Annotated in this window: 17 protein-coding genes; 8 read left to right on the forward strand and 9 right to left on the reverse strand. The window is 63.4% G+C overall.

The window, feature by feature from the left end:
* Positions 1-213 precede the first annotated feature (213 nt).
* The 3 genes from D8Y22_RS09760 to D8Y22_RS09770 form a co-directional block, all read right to left on the reverse strand.
* Positions 214-1800, reverse strand: coding sequence for an alkaline phosphatase family protein (locus D8Y22_RS09760; RefSeq protein ID WP_141464528.1), 1587 nt, complete (start codon positions 1798-1800; stop codon positions 214-216).
* 184 nt (positions 1801-1984) lie between these two features.
* Positions 1985-2908 (reverse strand): hypothetical protein, encoded by a 924-nt coding sequence (locus tag D8Y22_RS09765; RefSeq protein WP_174811818.1) that lies wholly within the window; start codon positions 2906-2908, stop codon positions 1985-1987.
* A 111-nt stretch (positions 2909-3019) separates the two neighbouring features.
* Positions 3020-4528: a flippase gene (locus D8Y22_RS09770; RefSeq protein ID WP_141464529.1), complete on the reverse strand. Its 1509-nt coding sequence runs from the start codon at positions 4526-4528 to the stop codon at positions 3020-3022.
* Between the two features lie 172 nt (positions 4529-4700).
* On the opposite strand from D8Y22_RS09770, the gene D8Y22_RS09775 reads away from it, so the two are divergent.
* Positions 4701-5624, forward strand: a complete 924-nt coding sequence (locus tag D8Y22_RS09775; RefSeq protein ID WP_141464530.1) for an NAD-dependent epimerase/dehydratase family protein — start codon at positions 4701-4703, stop codon at positions 5622-5624.
* A 39-nt stretch (positions 5625-5663) separates the two neighbouring features.
* Here the strand turns inward: D8Y22_RS09775 and D8Y22_RS09780 are convergent, their stop codons facing one another.
* Positions 5664-7025 carry a hypothetical protein gene (locus D8Y22_RS09780; RefSeq protein WP_141464531.1) on the reverse strand — a complete coding sequence of 454 codons (1362 nt, stop codon included), beginning with the start codon at positions 7023-7025 and terminating at the stop codon, positions 5664-5666.
* The gene (locus D8Y22_RS09785) at positions 7022-8098 is read right to left on the reverse strand and encodes a polysaccharide deacetylase family protein (protein WP_246084396.1); all 1077 of its coding nucleotides are present in this window, start codon (positions 8096-8098) and stop codon (positions 7022-7024) included. The genes D8Y22_RS09780 and D8Y22_RS09785 overlap by 4 nt, the downstream gene beginning before the upstream one ends.
* A gap of 199 nt (positions 8099-8297) precedes the next feature.
* Between D8Y22_RS09785 and D8Y22_RS09790 the strand changes: the two genes are divergently transcribed.
* Together D8Y22_RS09790 and D8Y22_RS09795 are read left to right on the forward strand one after the other, a co-directional pair.
* Complete coding sequence (locus D8Y22_RS09790) at positions 8298-8585, forward strand: antitoxin VapB family protein (RefSeq protein ID WP_141464532.1); 288 nt, start codon at positions 8298-8300, stop codon at positions 8583-8585.
* On the forward strand, positions 8566-8973 hold the full coding sequence (locus D8Y22_RS09795) for a type II toxin-antitoxin system VapC family toxin (RefSeq protein ID WP_141464533.1): 408 nt from the start codon (positions 8566-8568) through the stop codon (positions 8971-8973). Before D8Y22_RS09790 ends, D8Y22_RS09795 begins: the two co-directional genes overlap by 20 nt.
* 100 nt (positions 8974-9073) lie before the next feature.
* Here the strand turns inward: D8Y22_RS09795 and infB are convergent, their stop codons facing one another.
* On the reverse strand, positions 9074-10879 hold the full coding sequence (infB, locus tag D8Y22_RS09800; protein ID WP_141464534.1) for a translation initiation factor IF-2: 1806 nt from the start codon (positions 10877-10879) through the stop codon (positions 9074-9076).
* 195 nt (positions 10880-11074) lie between these two features.
* Between infB and D8Y22_RS09805 the strand changes: the two genes are divergently transcribed.
* The gene (locus tag D8Y22_RS09805; RefSeq protein ID WP_141464535.1) at positions 11075-11320 is read left to right on the forward strand and encodes a PRC-barrel domain-containing protein; all 246 of its coding nucleotides are present in this window, start codon (positions 11075-11077) and stop codon (positions 11318-11320) included.
* 4 nt (positions 11321-11324) lie between these two features.
* Positions 11325-11783, forward strand: a complete 459-nt coding sequence (locus D8Y22_RS09810; protein WP_141464536.1) for an NOB1 family endonuclease — start codon at positions 11325-11327, stop codon at positions 11781-11783.
* A gap of 39 nt (positions 11784-11822) precedes the next feature.
* On the opposite strand, the gene D8Y22_RS09815 is transcribed toward D8Y22_RS09810, so the two are convergent.
* Complete coding sequence (locus D8Y22_RS09815) at positions 11823-12938, reverse strand: CPBP family intramembrane glutamic endopeptidase (RefSeq protein ID WP_141464537.1); 1116 nt, start codon at positions 12936-12938, stop codon at positions 11823-11825.
* Between the two features lie 93 nt (positions 12939-13031).
* On the reverse strand, positions 13032-14336 hold the full coding sequence (locus D8Y22_RS09820; protein ID WP_141464538.1) for a glucose-6-phosphate isomerase: 1305 nt from the start codon (positions 14334-14336) through the stop codon (positions 13032-13034).
* 191 nt (positions 14337-14527) lie between these two features.
* On the opposite strand from D8Y22_RS09820, the gene D8Y22_RS09825 reads away from it, so the two are divergent.
* Positions 14528-15001 (forward strand): DUF5812 family protein, encoded by a 474-nt coding sequence (locus tag D8Y22_RS09825; RefSeq protein WP_141464539.1) that lies wholly within the window; start codon positions 14528-14530, stop codon positions 14999-15001.
* Between the two features lie 46 nt (positions 15002-15047).
* Here the strand turns inward: D8Y22_RS09825 and D8Y22_RS09830 are convergent, their stop codons facing one another.
* On the reverse strand, positions 15048-15464 hold the full coding sequence (locus tag D8Y22_RS09830; RefSeq protein ID WP_174811819.1) for a hypothetical protein: 417 nt from the start codon (positions 15462-15464) through the stop codon (positions 15048-15050).
* A gap of 118 nt (positions 15465-15582) precedes the next feature.
* Between D8Y22_RS09830 and secF the strand changes: the two genes are divergently transcribed.
* Both secF and D8Y22_RS09840 read left to right on the forward strand, forming a co-directional pair.
* Entirely contained in the window at positions 15583-16479 is an 897-nt protein-coding gene (secF, locus tag D8Y22_RS09835; RefSeq protein ID WP_141464541.1) for a protein translocase subunit SecF, read from the forward strand.
* Positions 16479-18110: a preprotein translocase subunit SecD gene (locus D8Y22_RS09840; protein WP_141464542.1), complete on the forward strand. Its 1632-nt coding sequence runs from the start codon at positions 16479-16481 to the stop codon at positions 18108-18110. Before secF ends, D8Y22_RS09840 begins: the two co-directional genes overlap by 1 nt.
* Positions 18111-18137: the final 27 nt, after the last annotated feature.

Below are 18137 nucleotides of genomic sequence, written 5' to 3' on the forward strand. Positions count from 1 at the left end.
GCAGTCGTGTACGAATCGAGGCATAACTCGCCTGTATCGGGTTCTAACCGTCGCTCTCGAGGACGGAGAAGCAGCGTCTGGTGGCGTCAACCGCGGTCGGTATGGATTGCTGTCATCCGGTTCACCGTCATACGGTTTACTGTAAGTCGTTACCGCCGAAACCGCGACCCGTCTGCGGTTTCGCCGGTAAATCGTTACAGCAATCCGTATCAATCAATCCATGTACCCGAGTCCCCGAAGTCTGTCCTCGACGTCGCCGAAGTCGTCGTCGACGGCGTCGTCCGGCCTCGCAGACGATCGTTCCTCGCCCGCCGCCTGCACCGTCGGCGCCGCCTCCGAGGCGAGGAGATCGGTTCGGACCGTTCCGTCGATGTCGTCGGGAATCGGTTCGCCGACGCTATGGAGCAGCGTCGGTGCGATGTCGACGACCTCGAGTTCCTCGACGGTGCCGCGTGCGTCGATACCGGGTCCGTAGGCGAAGAAGACGCCCTGGCTCCGGTGGCTCGCCGCCTTCGATCCTGCGGATTCGAAGACATCGTCGCCGAGTGAGGTCTTCTCCTCGTAGCCATCTTCGCCGACGATCACGAGATCTGGCGACTCATCGTCGGTCGGGAACACGTCGTCGCCGTCGTGCACCGACAGCGCTGTCTCGCCCGTTTCGGGGTCGGTTACGTCCGCAAAGAGGTCGTGCAGTTCGCGTTTGAGCGATGGAATCTCCGCGGGCGAAACGGCGCCGCGGGCGAACCGATCGGTGTCGTTGATATAGACGTAGCCCGGCCCGTGGGTGAACGCGACCGTCTCCGCGAAGTCGACGTCGTAGAGTCCGTGTTCACCGGGCACCTGCTCGGCGATGCCGTCGACGAGCCGTTTCGGCAGCGCCTGGACGACTCGCTTGTCGTCGACACCCATTCGCTTGACCATCCCCAGGACGTTCGATTTCGTGACTCCCAACTGCGAGAGCGAGTTTCGGGCCGTGCTCTCCGCTTTTGGCGTGAGATATCCCGCCTCCGACAGTACGGTGTTGAGGTTGACGAATTTCGAGATCGGGCCGAATCCGTGGTCCGAGACGACGAACAGATTGGCCTCGTGTTCGGTAACATAGTCGAGGACATCGCCCAGGATCGCATCGAGTTGCTCGTAGTGCTCGAGGATGACATCGTCGTCCCAGATGAGATGCTGGAGTCGATCGGGCGCCGTATAGACGAAGAAGAACAGTCGCCAGTCGTCGATCTCCATGAGATGATCCATCAGCGCGCGACGCGAGTCGACGAGCGAGGCGAGATCGTCCGTAAACCGTGTCTCGTCGTCGGCGTAGTCGTACCAGTTCAGCCCGATCCGATACTCCGGCACGTGCTCGTCGATCTCGTCGACGAGCGAGGACGGCGAAGCGAACCGATCGTTCAGCGACGGCGCGATCATCCCCGAGACCATGGTCCCGTCGATGTCGCTCGCCGGATACGTCATCGGGACGTTGCCGACGATGGCCGGCGAGAGGTGCTCCCACAGCGGCGACCGCTCGAGGTTCACGCTTGTGTTCATCTCCTGCGTATAGTCGGATTCGACCCGCTGAAAGCCGTAAATACCGTGTTTGTCCGGCCAGACGCCGGTCGCGATCGACGGCCAGGCGGTCGGCGTCGTCGGCGGCGTCGTACTCTCGAGTGGCGCGGCAACCCCCTGCTCGAGGAGGCGGCCGAAGTTCGGTAGCTTCCCCTCGACGATCCAGTCGTGAATGCGGTCCCAGGGGACGCCATCGATCCCGAGTACGAGTGCCCGATCGGTATCAGTAGCGTCGATAGTCATCGTGTCGTTGACGTTCATGCCAGAAGCGATATTTGTTATACCGCGGCTTACGCTCGGTAGCCGTCGTCGTACGGACGCGACGAGCCGCGAGCGCGTGGTGGTATCGAGACACGTCGATACCCAGTCGTTCGGGAGGATCGCTATACCAATCTGACTCGAGCAAAATCGAATCGTAGTCGTCGCCTTACGCCGCAGAATCGTCGACCGCTTCCGCGGCAGTGAGCGGGACACCGTCGACATCTTCAGGGTCGGTTCGATCGGGTTCGCCTGCGGACTCGCCGACGACCCGTCCGGAGTGTTCGACGGTCGTTTCGAATCGGCTGTCCGTGACACGAACCGACGCATCGGCCTGCCACTGGCTGTCGCCCGTCCCAACGTCGCCCATCTGGCCGTCCGAGAAGTCACAGTCGATGACTTCGATCTCCTCGTAGAACCCCCAGGCGTTGCGGTCACAGCCGGTCGCAACACAGTTCTCGACGTAGGAACCGTTCGTGCCGACGCGAAAGCCACCGGCCCGGCAATCGGCCGCGTAGGAGTTCGTAATGTGAACTTCGCCGGCGCTTCCCCGGCCGGCCGGGTGGCTGGCGGTGTTTCCAGGGGAACTACCGTAGATTGCGTTGTCGGGGTAACCCTGGATGTTGACCCGATCGATCTCGAGGACGCCGGCGTGACTACCGGCGACGAAGATGCCGGTCGCGCCGGGATAGGTGTCGTCGTAGGCACCATCGCCGAGGTAGAGGTTCTCGATCGACGCCGTGCCATCCGTGGGAACGCTGGCGGTCAGTGGCTCGGCTTTCGCGTGGCCGTCCCAGACGCCGCGCACCCCGACGTTGCGGATCGCCCAGTCGGAGCCGCTCGCGGTGATCTGATACTGCGCACCGTCGGCGGTGATATCGATGATCGTGTTTTCGAACGTCTCCCCGTCGCCGAGTTGCACCGTGTACAGATCGCCGGCGGGGACAGCGATCACGTCGTCGTCCTCGGCGGCGGCCGTCCCGATACCGGCGACCGTGGCGACGGTTGCACTCGCGATGCCACGGAGATACGAACGGCGCTCGAGTGACAGTCGTCTCACACAGTCAGTCTGCGAATCGTGGGTGTCGGTCATACTCCCGTCTCGAGCCCGCGTCGTCGAAGTAATTCGCCATTAACCAGACCAGTCTTTAGGTCGGAGTCTCCGTCGGTACCGACAGTCCGGTAAAGGGGCGTATCGGAACGTTTAATTGAGCTGGGAAACCGCCCATCGCGGATCGAGCAGGCCACTGCCGACTGCCAGCGTGAGCCAGACGGCAACGCCGAGAAGGACGGTCGAAAGCAGCGTGACTACGCTCGAGACGTACGGGAGCGCGAGGACGACGGCGAGGGCCATACCGGCGGCGATACCGCAGACGGTGAGCGTCGTTCTGGCGAGCCGACCCACCGAGAGCGAGAGTTCGATGTGGATGAGATAGAGGTTGACCGTGGCCATGATCGCGTAGCTAATCACCGTCGAAACCGCCGCACCGGTCGGCCCGATCGTCGGGATCAGGACGACGTTGAGGCCGAGGTTGAAGATCGCCGCACCCCCCTTGGACAGCGCCCGATGGCGCGCACGTCCGAGGAAATCGAGCGCCCCATTGGTGAGCTTGTTGATCGACTCCAGAACGACGAACACCGACAGCACCTGCACGATCGGGATGGCACCGAGATATTCCTCGCCGAAGACGTGCCTGATGGCCGGATCGGCGACGAGCAACATCCCCGTCGCTGCGGGAACGTAAAACAACAGATTGTGTTCGAACGTCGTCTCGTAGATCGCCGCCGCCTGCGCTACGTCGTCGTTCGATTTCGACTCGCCGAACGTCGGGGCCAGAGCGAACCCCAGCGAGCTGGCCGGTGCGGCCACGAACTCGGTCAGTTGCTTCGCGAGGGTGTAGTACGCGACCGCGACGGGCGTGAGAAAGGCCCCGACGAGTACGATATCGACGCGTTTGAACATGATCGACGACGCGCCAGTCACGGTCAGCGGAACGCTATACTCGAGGAGCCGTCGCGTGATGCTCCCGTCGTCGTCGCGAGGTTCGGTCTCCGCGGACGCGGCGTCGTCGGTCGCGTCCGCAGCTGGCTCGAGTTGGGAGAGCCACCGGTAGAGGACGACCAATCCCACGGTTGCCCCGAGCGCGTAGCCGACGATGTAACCGAGCAACGCGCCGGCGATGCCGAACCCGAGACTGAGAAAGCCGATCGCGAAGACGAAGATACCCAGATTCGAGACGATCGACAGGATCGCGCTCCACGTTACGCGGTTGAACCCTTGACAGAGAAAGTACGCGTACGACCGAAGCGTCTGGGCGACGATGAACAACACGCCCAGCGAGAGCAACGACAGCAACTCCGGTTCCCCAAAGCCCGCGACGATCGGCTCTCGAAAGACCACGACGACGGCCGAGACGATCGCGATGCTGAGCAGGTTGAACAGGAGCGATCGGCGAACGATCGCCCGCACCACCGACGGGTCGGTGTCGCGATATTCCGTGACATACCGGGCCGCGGATTTCGCGAACCCCATCCGGCTGAAGAAGACGGCCATCCCGAAGATCGATATCGCCAGGTAGAGCAGTCCGTACTCCTCGGTCGTCAGGAAGACTCTAGTGAGCAGCAGTATCAACAGCCCGTTGACGCCAATCTCGACGATCTTCGAGACGAGCGTCGCCTTGAACCCGCCGGCGATCGTATCAGTTACGGACATTCGTTGTGGTGGAATCGTCGTCGGTTTCGAACGCGAACCCCACGGCAGGGAAGCTATCGGACAAAACAGCGGTATCGTCCTTGTTATGGCGATTCTACCGGCTGTAACGCGTATCTTCACGTCGCGAATCCTGCCCCCGAGACTATACCCTGGATCGTGGAACGACAGCCCAATGGCTCCGCTCTCGAACCACCACATCCTCGTCACCGGCGGTGCGGGATTCATCGGTTCGCACCTCACAGACCATCTCATTCCCGACAACGATGTCGTCGTCCTCGACGATTTCTCGAGCGGCGACCGGTCGAAGGTCCCCGACGACGCGACCATCGTCGACGCGGACATCAGAGATACCGAGGCCGTTTCGCGGGCGCTCGAGGATGTCGATACCGTGTTTCACCAGGCCGCACTCGTCAGCGTCGCGGCCTCGATCGACGCACCGACGCGAAGCCACGCGATCAACGTCGACGGGACGCTCGCCGTTCTCGAAGGGGCTCGCGAGGTCGACGCACGCGTTGTGTTGGCCTCGAGTGCGGCTATCTACGGCCATCCCGAGACGGTGCCTGTCCCCGAATCCGCGCCCAAGACGCCGGCCTCGCCGTACGGCCTCGAGAAGCTCACGATCGACCACTACGCGCGACTGTATCACGAGCGCTACGGCCTCGAGGCCGTCCCACTCCGGTACTTCAACGTCTATGGTCCCGGCCAGCGTGGCGGCGACTACAGCGGCGTGATCGATATCTTCCTCGAGCAGGCTCGCGCCGACGCGCCGATCACCGTCCACGGCGACGGCAGCCAGACTCGCGATTTCGTCCACGTTGAGGATGTCGTTCGGGCGAACGTTCTAGCGGCGACGACCGACGCCGTCGGTCGGGCCTACAACGTCGGCACCGGCTCGTCGGTGACGGTCGTCGAACTCGCCGAACTGATCCGGGATGCAACCGACTCGTCCTCGGAGATCGTTCACACCGGGGCGCGAGACGGCGACATCGACCAGAGCCGCGCGGATCTCTCGCGCAGCCGAAACACACTCGGGTACGAACCGACCGTGGCACTACGTGATGGCATCGCCGATCTGGTTGCCCACCGAACGAAGTAGACGGAAAATCGCACGTTCACAGCCGCCGTCTCGAGTCCGTTATCGACGACGAGCCCGTGTCCCAAGGAACAACGCGATCAGCACAACGATCGCGACCGTTAGACCGACCTCGAACCCTGCCAGCGGCGACGCGTCCACCGACCCAGCGTCCGGATGTGGCCCGACCGCGAGCGCCTCGAGCGAGTCGACCTCGGCGTCGTACTGGTAACTGCCGCCCTGATCGGCCCGAACCTCGGTCGTGGAAACGTTCCAGGCGCCGTCGTCGTCGACCTCGTAGAGGGCGATTTCGTCCGGATCGATGCCGAGTTCGTCGAGTTCGCTCGAATCGACACTGAACGTGACGGTCGAGGACGAACCCTGGGACGGATCGTCGCCCGTCACCGTCACCGTCGAAAGCGCCTCGCTTCCCTCGAGGTCGCCTGCGGAGACGCCGCTGGGTCGGTCGTTTTCGAACGTGAGCGTCGTGTCGTCCGCGAGACCGGTCGTCTCGAGGCGCTCGAAGCGTACGCCGTCGTGCGTGCCCCGTGTCGGCTGGAGCGAGACCGTGTCGTCGGCCCGGACGTCGTCGATGGTCACAGTGATGCCGTCGTCAGTTCGCTCGTAGGTGACGCTCGGCCCGTCACACGTGCCCGTTCGGATCGTGACCGGCTCGTCCATCGACGGAATCGAGCCACGATCGGGATCCTCCGCGTCGCCGGACAGCACCTCCCAGTCCTCGATGTCGCCGCCGTCCCACCAGTCGCCGCCGTAGCCGGTTCTGTTCTCGTCGTCGAACTCCTCGTCGACCTCGGCGTCGTAGAGATTCGCATCCTCGTTGAATCCCGGGTGGATCGTCACCGCGAACTCGTCGTCGAACCCGCCGTTGAGCGCACCGCCGCCGGTTCTGTTCTGGATGTAGGCCCAGTCGGCCGACGCCCAGCCGTCGCCCGTCTCGAACTCGTCGCGGTTGGTGTCGCCGTCGTAGTCGTCGTTTCGAACCACCCACTCCGCATCGTGTGGGACACCAGCCATCTCGAACGTGACGACGCCGCCGGCCGTGTCACCCTCGAGTTCGTCGTGGACCATCACAAGACTCGTCCCGTCGGTCCCCTGGTGGAGAAACAGCAGGCTCGTGTCGGACTCCTGGAGGTGCTCGGTGCCGTACGAACTGTACATTCGATCGACGCCGTCGGGATGGGTATCGTGATCGCGATAGTCGTAGAACGCCTCGACCGAGCCGGAACTCGAGAGCGGTTCGATCGGTTCACAGAACTCGCCCTGTTCGACGACGTAGCTATCGGCCGACTGCTGGACCGTCGATGCACTCGCCGTTCCCGCGACGGCAGCCCCTGCCGGTCCGGCGAGCGCGCCGACGATCAGTACCGCGACGACGGCGAGGACGGTCGACCAGTTGTGGCTCATGGCTCACCGCCACGTCCCGACATCCGAGACGGCGTTTCGAAACCGGCGAACGGGCCGCTATCTCCGGCACCGTCCGCACGGGCTTGCGGTCGCGTTTCGTTCGATCCACCCCGCTCGAGCGCCCGTGCACTCGCCGTCGATTCCTCGCGGTCGGCCCCCCGCTGGGACCGACCGTGGTCCTCGAGCGTCGCGCAGAACTCTCGCGGCGAGCCGATCCAGGCCCCGCGTTCCTGCGCTCGCTCGAGCAGCCACCGATAGAGGCCGCGGTGGCCGGGAAACTCGTCCTCGTCGAAGTAACGGGGATGCCAGAGGACGGTCATCACCGCGTCGTTGCGGGCGGCGTCTGCCAGCAGCCGATCGCAGGTCCGACGGGCGGCCTCGGGCGAGGAGCCGGGGTCGGGCAGCGCCTGATCCATGATCGTCAGCGGGAAGACCAGAAACTCGTCGTCGAAGGGCCGAATCGGGTGATAGCCGTGGTGGAAGCCACACTCGGTCGTCGAGCCCAGCGTCGCGTCGTACTCGAGCCCGATCGCCCGATGGTGGTGCCACGTCTCGGGCCTGGAGAGCCGCAGGTGGTGTTGACGACCGCCGGCGATCGACCCCTCGAGGACATCCTCGAGCGCGCGTTTCTCCTCGCCCAATCGCTTCCGATCCTTGGGCGTGTGATAGGAGCCGTGGAGCCCGACCTCCCAGCCGCCGGTCTCGAGGTCGCAGATGACGGATGAAATCTCCCCGCTCGAGAGATCGTAGCGTCCGAGGTGTTGGACCCAGTTCGCCGGCGAGAGCCACTCCTGAGGCGGTCGATCGGCGAGCAGGTGTTGTTCGTTCAGGAAATAAAAGGCCGAGCGAACGTCGAACTCGTCCTCGAGGGCCATGATCGCCTCGAATTGCCAGTAGGGATTGCGCGAGGACAGCGCCGTCCGGAGGTGATAGCCCGGCCGTTCGCGGGTCGCGTAGTACAACGACCGCCACCCCTTGTAGGGCCGGTCGACGTCGTGGGTCAAACAGAGTGCGAACTCGGCGTCGGGCGGGAGGGCCTCGAGACGCCGCCGCTGACGAGTCGTGTCGGTCATCTCGTGTCACTGTCACCGGAACCGATACGATAGTAAATGAGGACATTACGCGGTTGCGAACGATTGGACCGAACGACTCGAGGGCGTTTGTTTCGGCGTCGACTCCCGAACCGATCGTCAAGTGGCGGATACCGTCGTCGAAACTCGAGTAACTGCCCCTCGAGAAACAATTTTGTGTTTGTGTGTACAAGCACAATCTATGGGGACGAAAACGATCGGACTCCGCGAAGATGTCTACGATCAGCTGAAGGGACGGAAACGCGACGACGAAAGCTTCACCGAGCTCGTCGATCGCCTCCTCGAAGAGTCGACCCCGGATTGGCGTGATGGCTTTGGAACCCTTTCGGACACCGAGGCCGACGAACTCGAGTCACTCAGTGCTCGATCCCGAGCACAACTCGGCGCCGATCTCTCGGACCGACAGCAGGGAGTGCTCGAAGAACTATCGATGGTAGACGAGGAGGACGATGGGTCGGAAACTGCTTGATACGACGTTTCTCATTCACTACTGGGCGGGCCTCGATGCAGTCGAAGCGTTTCTCGCCGATACCGAAGACACTGCAGAGTTTGTCACGACCCCAATAAATCTGAAAGAGATCGCCGTCGGACGGGAGATACAGGGGAAATACGACCGCACCGAGATACGATCGACGTTCGAGTGGATCGACGTCGTCCCGTTTACGAGTGAACAGGCCTTCGTAGCCGGAGAACTCGAGGCAGCACTCAGACGTTCGAACTGTAGCCAACACGAGATCAACTCGTTGACTGCCGACCTCCTCATCGCTGCTGCGGCGAAAACACTCGATACGCCCGTCGTCACCCGGAACGTGAACGATTTCGAGCGTCTCGAGGGAGTCACCGTCGAACCGTACTGATCCGTTCGCCGATCGACTCATACGGATTACTGTACCGATGTACCGGCCCAGCCGCCGCCCGGATTGCGGGTGCGCCGGAAATGACTTACAGTAAACCGTATCACTTGCCCCAGAAGGGATCCCGACTCCGCTGCTTGTCGAGGTACATGTTCAGCGCCTCGAGTTCGTCGCCAGGAATCTCACTCGCGAGTTCTTGCTCTAAGATCTTCGCGTGCTTTTCCGGAATCTGCGTCCAGAGTTCGTCGTCTTCTTCGATCTGACGGCCGACGGTGGGGCCGTCGATGGCGACGGAGACGCGGTTGCCCGCGCGGGCTTCGTCGACGTCCTCGCCCTGTTCCTGAATGCCCTTGATCTGACCGACGCGTTCGGGCTCGTTGTTCTCGTATTTGACGACGTTCGTGTTGTTCTGGATCGTCCCGGAGTTTACCTCGACGCCGACGACCGCGGGATCGTTCTGGCGGAAGGTGTGATCCGGGAGGATCCGGAATCGCGCGGGTCGGACGATGTTCTCGAGGATCGTATCCTGCTGTGCGCGCTCGAGTTCCTCGACGAACTCCTCGTACTCCTCGATGAGCTGGTAGATGACCTCGTCGGCGAAGATGCGGACGTCGTCGGTCTCGGCGCGCTGGTGGGCGTCGTCGAGCACGTCGACGTTAAATCCGAGGATGACCTGCTGTTTGGGGTCCTCCGCGGTCGAGGCGACCGAGACGTCCCGCGGGGCGACGTCGCCGACTTCCGCGCGAACGATCGGCAGTTCGGCCTCCTCCAAGGCGTCGGCCATCGCCTCGAGACTGCCCAGCGTGTCGGCTTTGACGACGACGCCCTGTTCCTCGGTATCGACGGCGATGTCCGCGAGTTCGGCCCGGACTTCCGTGATGACCGCCTCGAGGTCGCGATCGCGGACGACACGAACGGGTGCGCCGGCCATCGCGTCCGCGAGTTCGGGTGCGGCGACCTTGATCCCGGCCGCGGCGCCGACCTCGTCGACTTTCTCGAAGCGGCTCTCGGTCCGGATCTCCGCGAGCGGACGGGGCTGGAGCAACGCACGCACTTCGGTGACGATGGGGTCGTTCATCCCGCCGACGACGAGCGTGTCGTCGGCCCGGATGGTCCCGTCGTAGAGGACGGTGTCGATCGTCGTTCCGAACCCTTTCTCCTCTTTGACCTCGAGGACGGTGCCGACGCCGGGGCCGGCGACATCGATCTCCATCTCCTCTTTCATGTAGCGCTGGGAGAGGCCCATCATGACCGCGAGCAGGTCGGGAACGCCCTCGCCGGTCATCGCGGAGACGGGGACGACGCCGACGTTGCGCTGGAAGTTCTGGACCCGCCAGTAGAGATCGGCGGAGAAGCCCTCGTCCGAAAGGTTACCGATAATTTCGTAGAGACTCTCGTCGAGGCGAGAGCTGACGCGATCGGTCTGGTCGTCGTAGGTCGCGTTGATCGGCGTATCCTCGTTCGGGTCCCAGCCGGGGACGGTGTCGATCTTGTTCGCCGCGACGATAAACGGCGTCTGCGACCGTTTGAGGATGTCCAGGGCCTCGAGCGTTTGGGGCTGGAAGCCGTCGTTGACGTCGACGACGAGGATGGCGATATCCGCGAGCGCGCCGCCGCGAGAGCGAAGCGTTGTAAAGGAGTGATGGCCCGGCGTGTCGATAAAGAGCAATCCAGGGAGGTCGAAGTCCTCCGGATCGACGAGATCGCCCGCGATCGAGGAGATGATGTCCAGGGGGACCGCCGTCGCCCCGATGTGTTGGGTGATCGCGCCTGCTTCGCCCTCGATGACCGCGGAGCCGCGGATCTTGTCGAGGAGACTCGTCTTGCCGTGATCGACGTGGCCCAGCACGGCCACGATAGGCGTTCTGAGGGATGTAGGGTCGAGAGTGTCTGAGTCGGGTTCCGACATGGTGAACCACCAAGAAGGTCTTGCCTAGAGCGTCCGTAGGACGGTAGTTAAACCCATCGTCACGCCGCGCGAACCCGAAACTGTCTCCAGCCAGGCTCTCGAGCGGGTCGTCGATGTCCACTGAACGACTGTCAGTATCGGCGAGTGGTTCCTGACCCCGTGGTCTTTAATATCGACTAGTCAGTACGGGGTAGCATGAGCGATATACTCGCTGAAAATCTCTCGGGCAAATCCGTCATGGGTTCGGACGGCACCGAACTCGGCATGCTGTACAACATCACGATGGACATCAAAAGCGGCTCGCTGCACGATCTCATCGTCGACCCCCACGAAGACGTTCCAACGCACGCGATCGATTTCGATGTCGACGAAACCGGTCGCTTCCTGGTCCCCGTCAACCGCGTCCAAGCGGTCAAAGACTACATCGTCGTCAAGCGCTAACGGTATGTACGTTCTCGACTCCTCGGCTTTTATTCACGACTTCCACACCTCGGCACAGACTGCAACGATCCCGCTCGTCCGCGAGGAACTCGAGGACGAGAGCGCCTATCGCTTCGACGCGATGGAAGGCTCCGGGATGCACATCCACATTCCCAACGAAGATACCACCGAGAAAGTCCGCCGGGCCGCAAAGGAGTCCGGCGACCTCGAGGTGCTGTCCGATACCGATGTTCGGCTTGTCGCCGCGAGTTTCGAACTCGACGCGACGCTGGTGACCGACGACTACGCGATGCAAAACGTCGCCGAGAAACTCAACGTCGCCGTCGAGGTGATCGCTCGAGAGGGAATCGACGAGCAACGCCACTGGCACTATCAGTGTCAGGGCTGTGGTCGGGAGTTCGACGAGGAGAAGGATCGGTGTCCGATCTGTGGCACCGAACTGGCACGGAAGAATCCATCGTAGCCGGCGCTGGTTCGCGGCGTACAGACGAACTCCCGCCGTCTAGACGAAGGAGAGATAGAGGTTCGCAAAGAGGATCGCGTTGTAGATCCCGTGGACGAGCGACGGGACGAGCAGGTTTTCGGTCCGTTCGTAGATCGTTCCCAGCACGATCGAGAGCCCGAAGACCACCGCGAGGCTGGCGATCACTTCGCCCGCGCCGGCGGTCGCGTACGCGAGGACGTGAACCGCGGCGAAGATGACGCTCCCGACGACGACGGCACCGTACCGGGAAAACCGTTCGTACAGCGACTTCTGGATCACGTTACGGTAGAGTAACTCCTCAAAAGGGCCGATGACGAGGATCGACGCCGGAATCAAGACGAGGAGGATTCGAGGGTCCTGCTCCGCTTGCTGGGCCGTGCCGTGTTCGGCGCTCTCGACGCCGGTCGTGTAGAACACAGCCGAGATGAGAAACAGCGCACCGAAGATGACGACGAGCCCCGCAACGGTCCAGATCGCGTCACGAATCGTCGGCACGCGAACGTCGAGGTACGACAGCTCGAGTTCGCGGACAGCGAAATAGCCAGCGACGACCACGGTCGTGCCCACGACCATGCCGATCTGGGTCAGGATCGTCAACTGAACGTCGGTCGGCGACTCGAGGGTCAGAAAGACCGGCACCGCGAGCACGCCGGTCACGAGTTGAATGATCTCGAGGCCGACGTAGCCGAAGACGAGCAGTCCGCCGAACCACAGCGTTCGACTCGCCAGCCCGGGCAGGTCGACGCCGGTCGCATAAGCGACGGCGACGCCGCCCGTGACGCCAGCGGTCAGAACCCCGGCGAAAACGAGCGGCACCGACCACGGCAAGACGCCGACATCGACGCCGCCAGTCGTCCCCTGATTCAACGCATACGCAGCGAGTACGACGACGCCGACGCTCGAGACGGCAGCACCCGCGCCGGCAACTGTCGAATCGAGAAGCTCGTATCGGCCGGCCAGAAAGGCAGCGATGGCGACGATGGCAAGGCCAGCCGCCGCCCAGAGCGTTGGCTCCTCGAGGCCCGTCTGCAGCGGTTGGGCGACCGCGGCCACCGTCACTGCGGCGGCGACCGCACCGACGCCGGCGACGGCGCCGTTCGTCTCCGGCTCGGGCTCGGACCGTGTGGTCTCCATATCCGTGTGTTCGGCTGAATCCCTATAGGGACTCCGCAACCGAACGCCCCCGAGGCGGCGCCAGGCGATCTCCTGTGTGGTGCCGAACCGGGATCAGTGATCAACCCGGAGCGTGGTCTTCTCGGTGACGGCGTTTGCTTCCTCGAACTCGCCGCCGCCGAGCAGCCCTCGCGTCGCTTTCTTCGCCCACTCGACGGCAGGTTGCTCGAACGTGTCGACGCCGTAGAGTTCGCCCGCGAGCACGCAGGCGGCTTCCATGCCGTAGAGCAGGCTACCGATCTCGTCGGCGTCGACGCACTCGAGTTCGATCCGGACGTTCGGGCGGGAAGCGGCGGCGAGGCTGGCTTCGGTCGCCTCGAACTCGGCGTCGAGCAACTCGCCGAGCGTCGCGTCGCCGAGATACGAGAGGTCGTCGACCTCGGTGGCGGGGATCTCGCGATCCGGGGCCTCGAGCGGGCGAACGAACGTGACGAGTTTGTCCCGCGGCCCGGCCCGGTAGAGTTGCAGTTGGGAGTGCTGGTCGGTGACGCCGAGTGCGCGCACCGGGGTCTGGCCGAGGTCGTCTTTCCCCAGGCTCTCGGCCCAGAGCTGGGCGAACCACTCGGCGTAGGTCTCGAGCGATTCGGCGTAAGGAACCATCGCGTTCGTTCCGGCGCCGCGCTGGTCGAGCGCGTACGCCGTCGCGCCGTAGGCGTAGGCCGGACAGTCGAACAGCGACCCGGAAAGCGTCTCGCGCTCGGCGGCCGCGCCCTCGAGGATGGCCTCGAGGTCGTGCCCACAAACCGCAGCGGCGACCAGTCCGACGGCAGACAGAGCGGCGTACCGGCCGGGGACGCCGTCCGGAACGGTCAGCGAGGGGAGATCGTGGCGATCGACGAGATCCCGCAGCGGCCCCGACTCGCCGGTCGTGACGATCGTTCGCTCGGTCCAGTCGACGCCCGCGGACTCGAAGGCCTCACGAACGACGAGGAAGTTCGCGAGCGTTTCCGCGGTCGTCCCCGAGCGCGAGACGACGTTGATCGCCGTGGCCTCGAGCGGTAGCGCCTCGAGATGGGCAGTAACCCACTCGGGGTCGACGTTGTCCAGGAAGACGGTCTCGGTGCCGTCGCCGCGTTCCTCGAGGGCGTCGACGATCGTCGCCGCGCCGAGGGCACTGCCTCCGATACCGACCGTCACGAGCGCGTCACAGTCGGCGACGGGCTCGACGGCTGCCCGAATTTTGTCGGGATCGGTTCGTTCCGGCAGATTCAGCGCTTCGTAACCGTGCTCGCCGTTCGCCATTCCTCGCTCGATGCGCTCGTGAGCGTCCGCCACCTGCTCATCGAGGTGCTCGAGGGCCGCTCTCGAGATACCAGGCGAGGCGACAGAGCCGAGTGCGTTGCCAATGTCGACGTTCATAGTAGAGCAGCCACGGGCCCGCACAAAAGGCGTTCCGCCATGGGTCGTGCGTTGAACCGTCGTGGATCGGGAACTGGATCGATCTTACCGTTCCCACGGGAGCGATCCGATGCGATCGACCGCGCCGCGATCACTCTGGGGTCCCGCTCGACAACGAAACGCCGAAACCGGCTCGCGACCTACCGTCGGCTATGAGTAAACAGACGGGCACGTTCGTCGTCACCCACGCCGAACCCGAGTCGGCGGTCGTCCGCGACGTCGATACCGCACAGGTACACACGCTCGCGTCGAATCCCGGCCTCGAGGTTCACGACGTTCTCGAGGCCACCGTCGCTCCCGATCCGCCACTGGAGGTCACGTGGCAACTCGTCGAGGTCGAGAACCGGCGCTCGATCGACCTCGTCGATAGCGATCTCGAGCCGACCCAACACGCCATGGCGTTGGCTGCCGACGCTGACATCGGTGAACTTATCGAAGAAGAGCGAGCCGGGACGGGCGAGATTCACGTCTTTGCGGTGCCCGACGGTGAGGCTGAAGCGGCGGCCCAGGATATCCTCGAGGACGAGGAAACGATCGCACGCGCGGCCCGGCTCGGGGCCGTCCGCGTCGAGGTCCGGCGCTCGGCCGACGACGGCGTCTTGAGCGTCCGGTATCTGCCGGACTAGACTCGAGGGACGATCGCTCGACGACGCACGGCCGACGACCGCGCGACTACGCCCGACTCGGGCCACCCTTGCTCTGGACGCGCCAACTCCCCTCGATGCCGCAGGCCTCGCGGACCGCGTACTCGATAGTCGTCGAGTCGTCGATTCGAGCGCCGCCGTCGACCCGTTCGACGCGCAACGGGACATCGAGCGTATTGCCACAGCAACCGACGCCGACGAACTCCTCCCAGACGTCGCCGACTCGAGCGCTGTCTCGTGTCTTTCGGAGGAACGCGCGAAACGACGGTTTTTCCACCTGGAACCGACCCCAGTCCGACAGGTCGGCGGGGTAGGAGACGACCACCCGGGCGGCGACGGACTGGTTGTCACGCTCCGGTTCGGACGCGCCGGGTCGATCGTTCTCGGGATCCGCGGCTCGATCCGTCTCGAGTCGGTCAGTCGATCGTTCTGATTCTGCGGTCATCGCCGTCCGTAGTGGCTGGAGCGGCTTGAGCGCACCGTCTGTTTCGACTCGGATCGGGCTGGAAAATGCTACAGAAATTGAGAAGGCTTACTTTGGGTGACTGCCAGTGGTTGGATACATGGGGTATTTCGACGTACCGGAGATAGAGTACACCCGGTACAGCAATCGCCAGCTCGCGGCCGTGCCGCTTGCGGTGCTTGCAGTTGCGCTGCTCGTTCTCAGCGGCTCGTTTCTCGTCTACGGCACGCCAGTGCAGCTGGGAATGGACTTCGCTGGCGGCGCGGAACTGACAATTCAGACGACGTCGTCCGAAGAGGAGATCAACGACGCCTTCAGCGTGGAGCCAGACTCGATTCAGTCTATCCAGGCGCCCGGTGTCGAGAACCAGTACACGGTCCAGTTCGCCGGCATCGACGACGAGGATGCGATCCAGGAGCTGACCGGGCAAGCGGAAGCCAATCTCGCCCAAGACGGTGACGCCGCGATCGTCCAACAGGAGTCGACGGCATCGCCAGGATTTGCCGCTCAGACCCAACAGACTGCCCTGCTCGGGCTCGCAGTCGCGTTTCTCGGGATGAGCGTCATCGCGTTCTTGCTGTTTCGGACGTTCGTTCCGTCGATCGCTATCGTCGTCTCGGCGTTTTCAGACATCGTGATTCCGCTCGCGTTCATGTCGATCGCCGACATTCCGCTCTCGCTTGGGACCGTGGCTGCCCTGCTGATGTTGATCGGGTACTCCGTCGACTCGGACATCCTGTTAAACAACCACATACTACGACGCGAGGGTGACTTCTACGAGAGCTCCCATCGCGCGATGCGGACCGGTATCACGATGACGGTGACGTCGATGATGGCGATGCTCGTGATGGGAATCTCCGCGTACCTCTTTGGCGTCGAGTTGATGGCATCGATCGGCATTATCCTCTTCGTCGGTCTCGCAGCCGACCTGATGAACACCTACATGTTGAACATGAGCATGCTTCGCTGGTACAAGTTCCACGGGGTGAGATCCTAATGGGTCCAGTTGCGTTCGTCAAGGAGTACTGGCGGATTCTGATGATCGTCGGCTTCGTCGGCTTTGCCCTGATCGCGTTGTTTATCCCGGGCGGCATCGTCGCCGACGAGACGCTCGTCGATGACGGCGAGGTCGAGGAAACGCCGACGAACCTCGAGTACGGCATCGGACTCGACGGCGGTACCCGGGTGAGCGCCCCGCCGGTCGGGATGACCGCCGAGAACATCGATATCGAACCGGGCGAGGAACACGAGGTCCAGTCGACGTTGTACAGCTACGACTACGAGAACGCCGATCTCGAGCCACGAGACGCGAACGTCCGATTCCACGAGGAACCACCACGCCACACCGCCGAACTATTCAGCAACGACGTCACCCAGGCGGAGTTCGCCGCAGCACTACAGGAGGCTGGCGTCGACGCCACCGAAGACGATATCGAGAACGGCGTCACACAGGAGACTCGAGACGAGATCATCGAAACAATCGAACTGCGTATCAACGAAGGCGGACTCGACGGCGGTACCGCCTACGAAGAGGCGACCCTCGGGGGTGGCTACTACATCGTCACCGAGGTTCCCGGGATGGATCCCGACGAACTTCGAGAGCTGTTGACCGCACGTGGTGAAGTCCAGATCGTTGCCTATCATCCCGACGACGACGGCCAACAAACCAACACGACCGTGCTGCAAGGCGAGGAGATCGCCGACCCCGGCTCGGCGTCCTACGACGAACAGCGCGATCGCCACTACGTCCCAGTCTCGGTCGACAACACACCCCGCGAAGACGGCACTAGTCCGGCCCAAGACTACCAGGACTCGATGAACGAACTCGGGTTCACCGGTGAAGGACAGGGGCAGTGTCAGATCCACGATCGGGCGGCGGGAGAGTTCCACTTCGATCACGACCAGCCACAGTGGTGTCTGCTCACCGTCGTCGACGGTGAGGTCGTCGACGCCCATAGCATGGGTGGCAATCTCGGACAGAGCATGGCGAGTGGGACCTGGGTCAACGATCCGTCCTTCCAGATGATCGTGCCGACCCAGCAAGACGCCCACGAACTCTCGGTCAACCTGAACTCCGGTGCCCTGACCGCGCCGCTTGATTTCTCCCAGGAACAAACGTTCTCGCTCGAGCCGGCACTCGCCGATCAGTTCAAGCTGTACTCGTTGATCATCGGCGCGCTCTCGGTGTTGACCGTCAGCGGAATGGTCTTCCTGCGGTATCGGAATCCGAAGGTCGCGGCACCGATGATCCTCACGGCGACCGCCGAGGTCGTCATCCTCCTTGGCTTTGCCGCGCTGATACGCATGCCGCTGGATCTCTCCCACGTCGCCGGATTCGTGGCGGTGGTCGGTACCGGAGTCGACGACCTCGTCATCATCGCCGACGAGGTGATGGACGACGGCGAGGTGAGCTCCCAGCGGGTGTTCGAATCCCGCTTCCGAAAGGCGTTCTGGGTCATCGGCGCGGCCGCCGCGACGACCATCATCGCGCTCTCGCCACTGGCCGTGCTGAGCCTCGGCGACCTGCGCGGCTTCGCGATCATCACGATCCTCGGTGTGCTGATCGGCGTCCTCGTAACTCGTCCGGCCTACGGAGACATCCTCCAGCGGCTGTTGACGGACAAGTAACGAACCGATATCCTTCTCGGTATGTAC

The sequence above is a fragment of the Salinadaptatus halalkaliphilus genome (genome assembly GCF_006543045.1).
GTDB lineage: Archaea > Halobacteriota > Halobacteria > Halobacteriales > Natrialbaceae > Salinadaptatus > Salinadaptatus halalkaliphilus.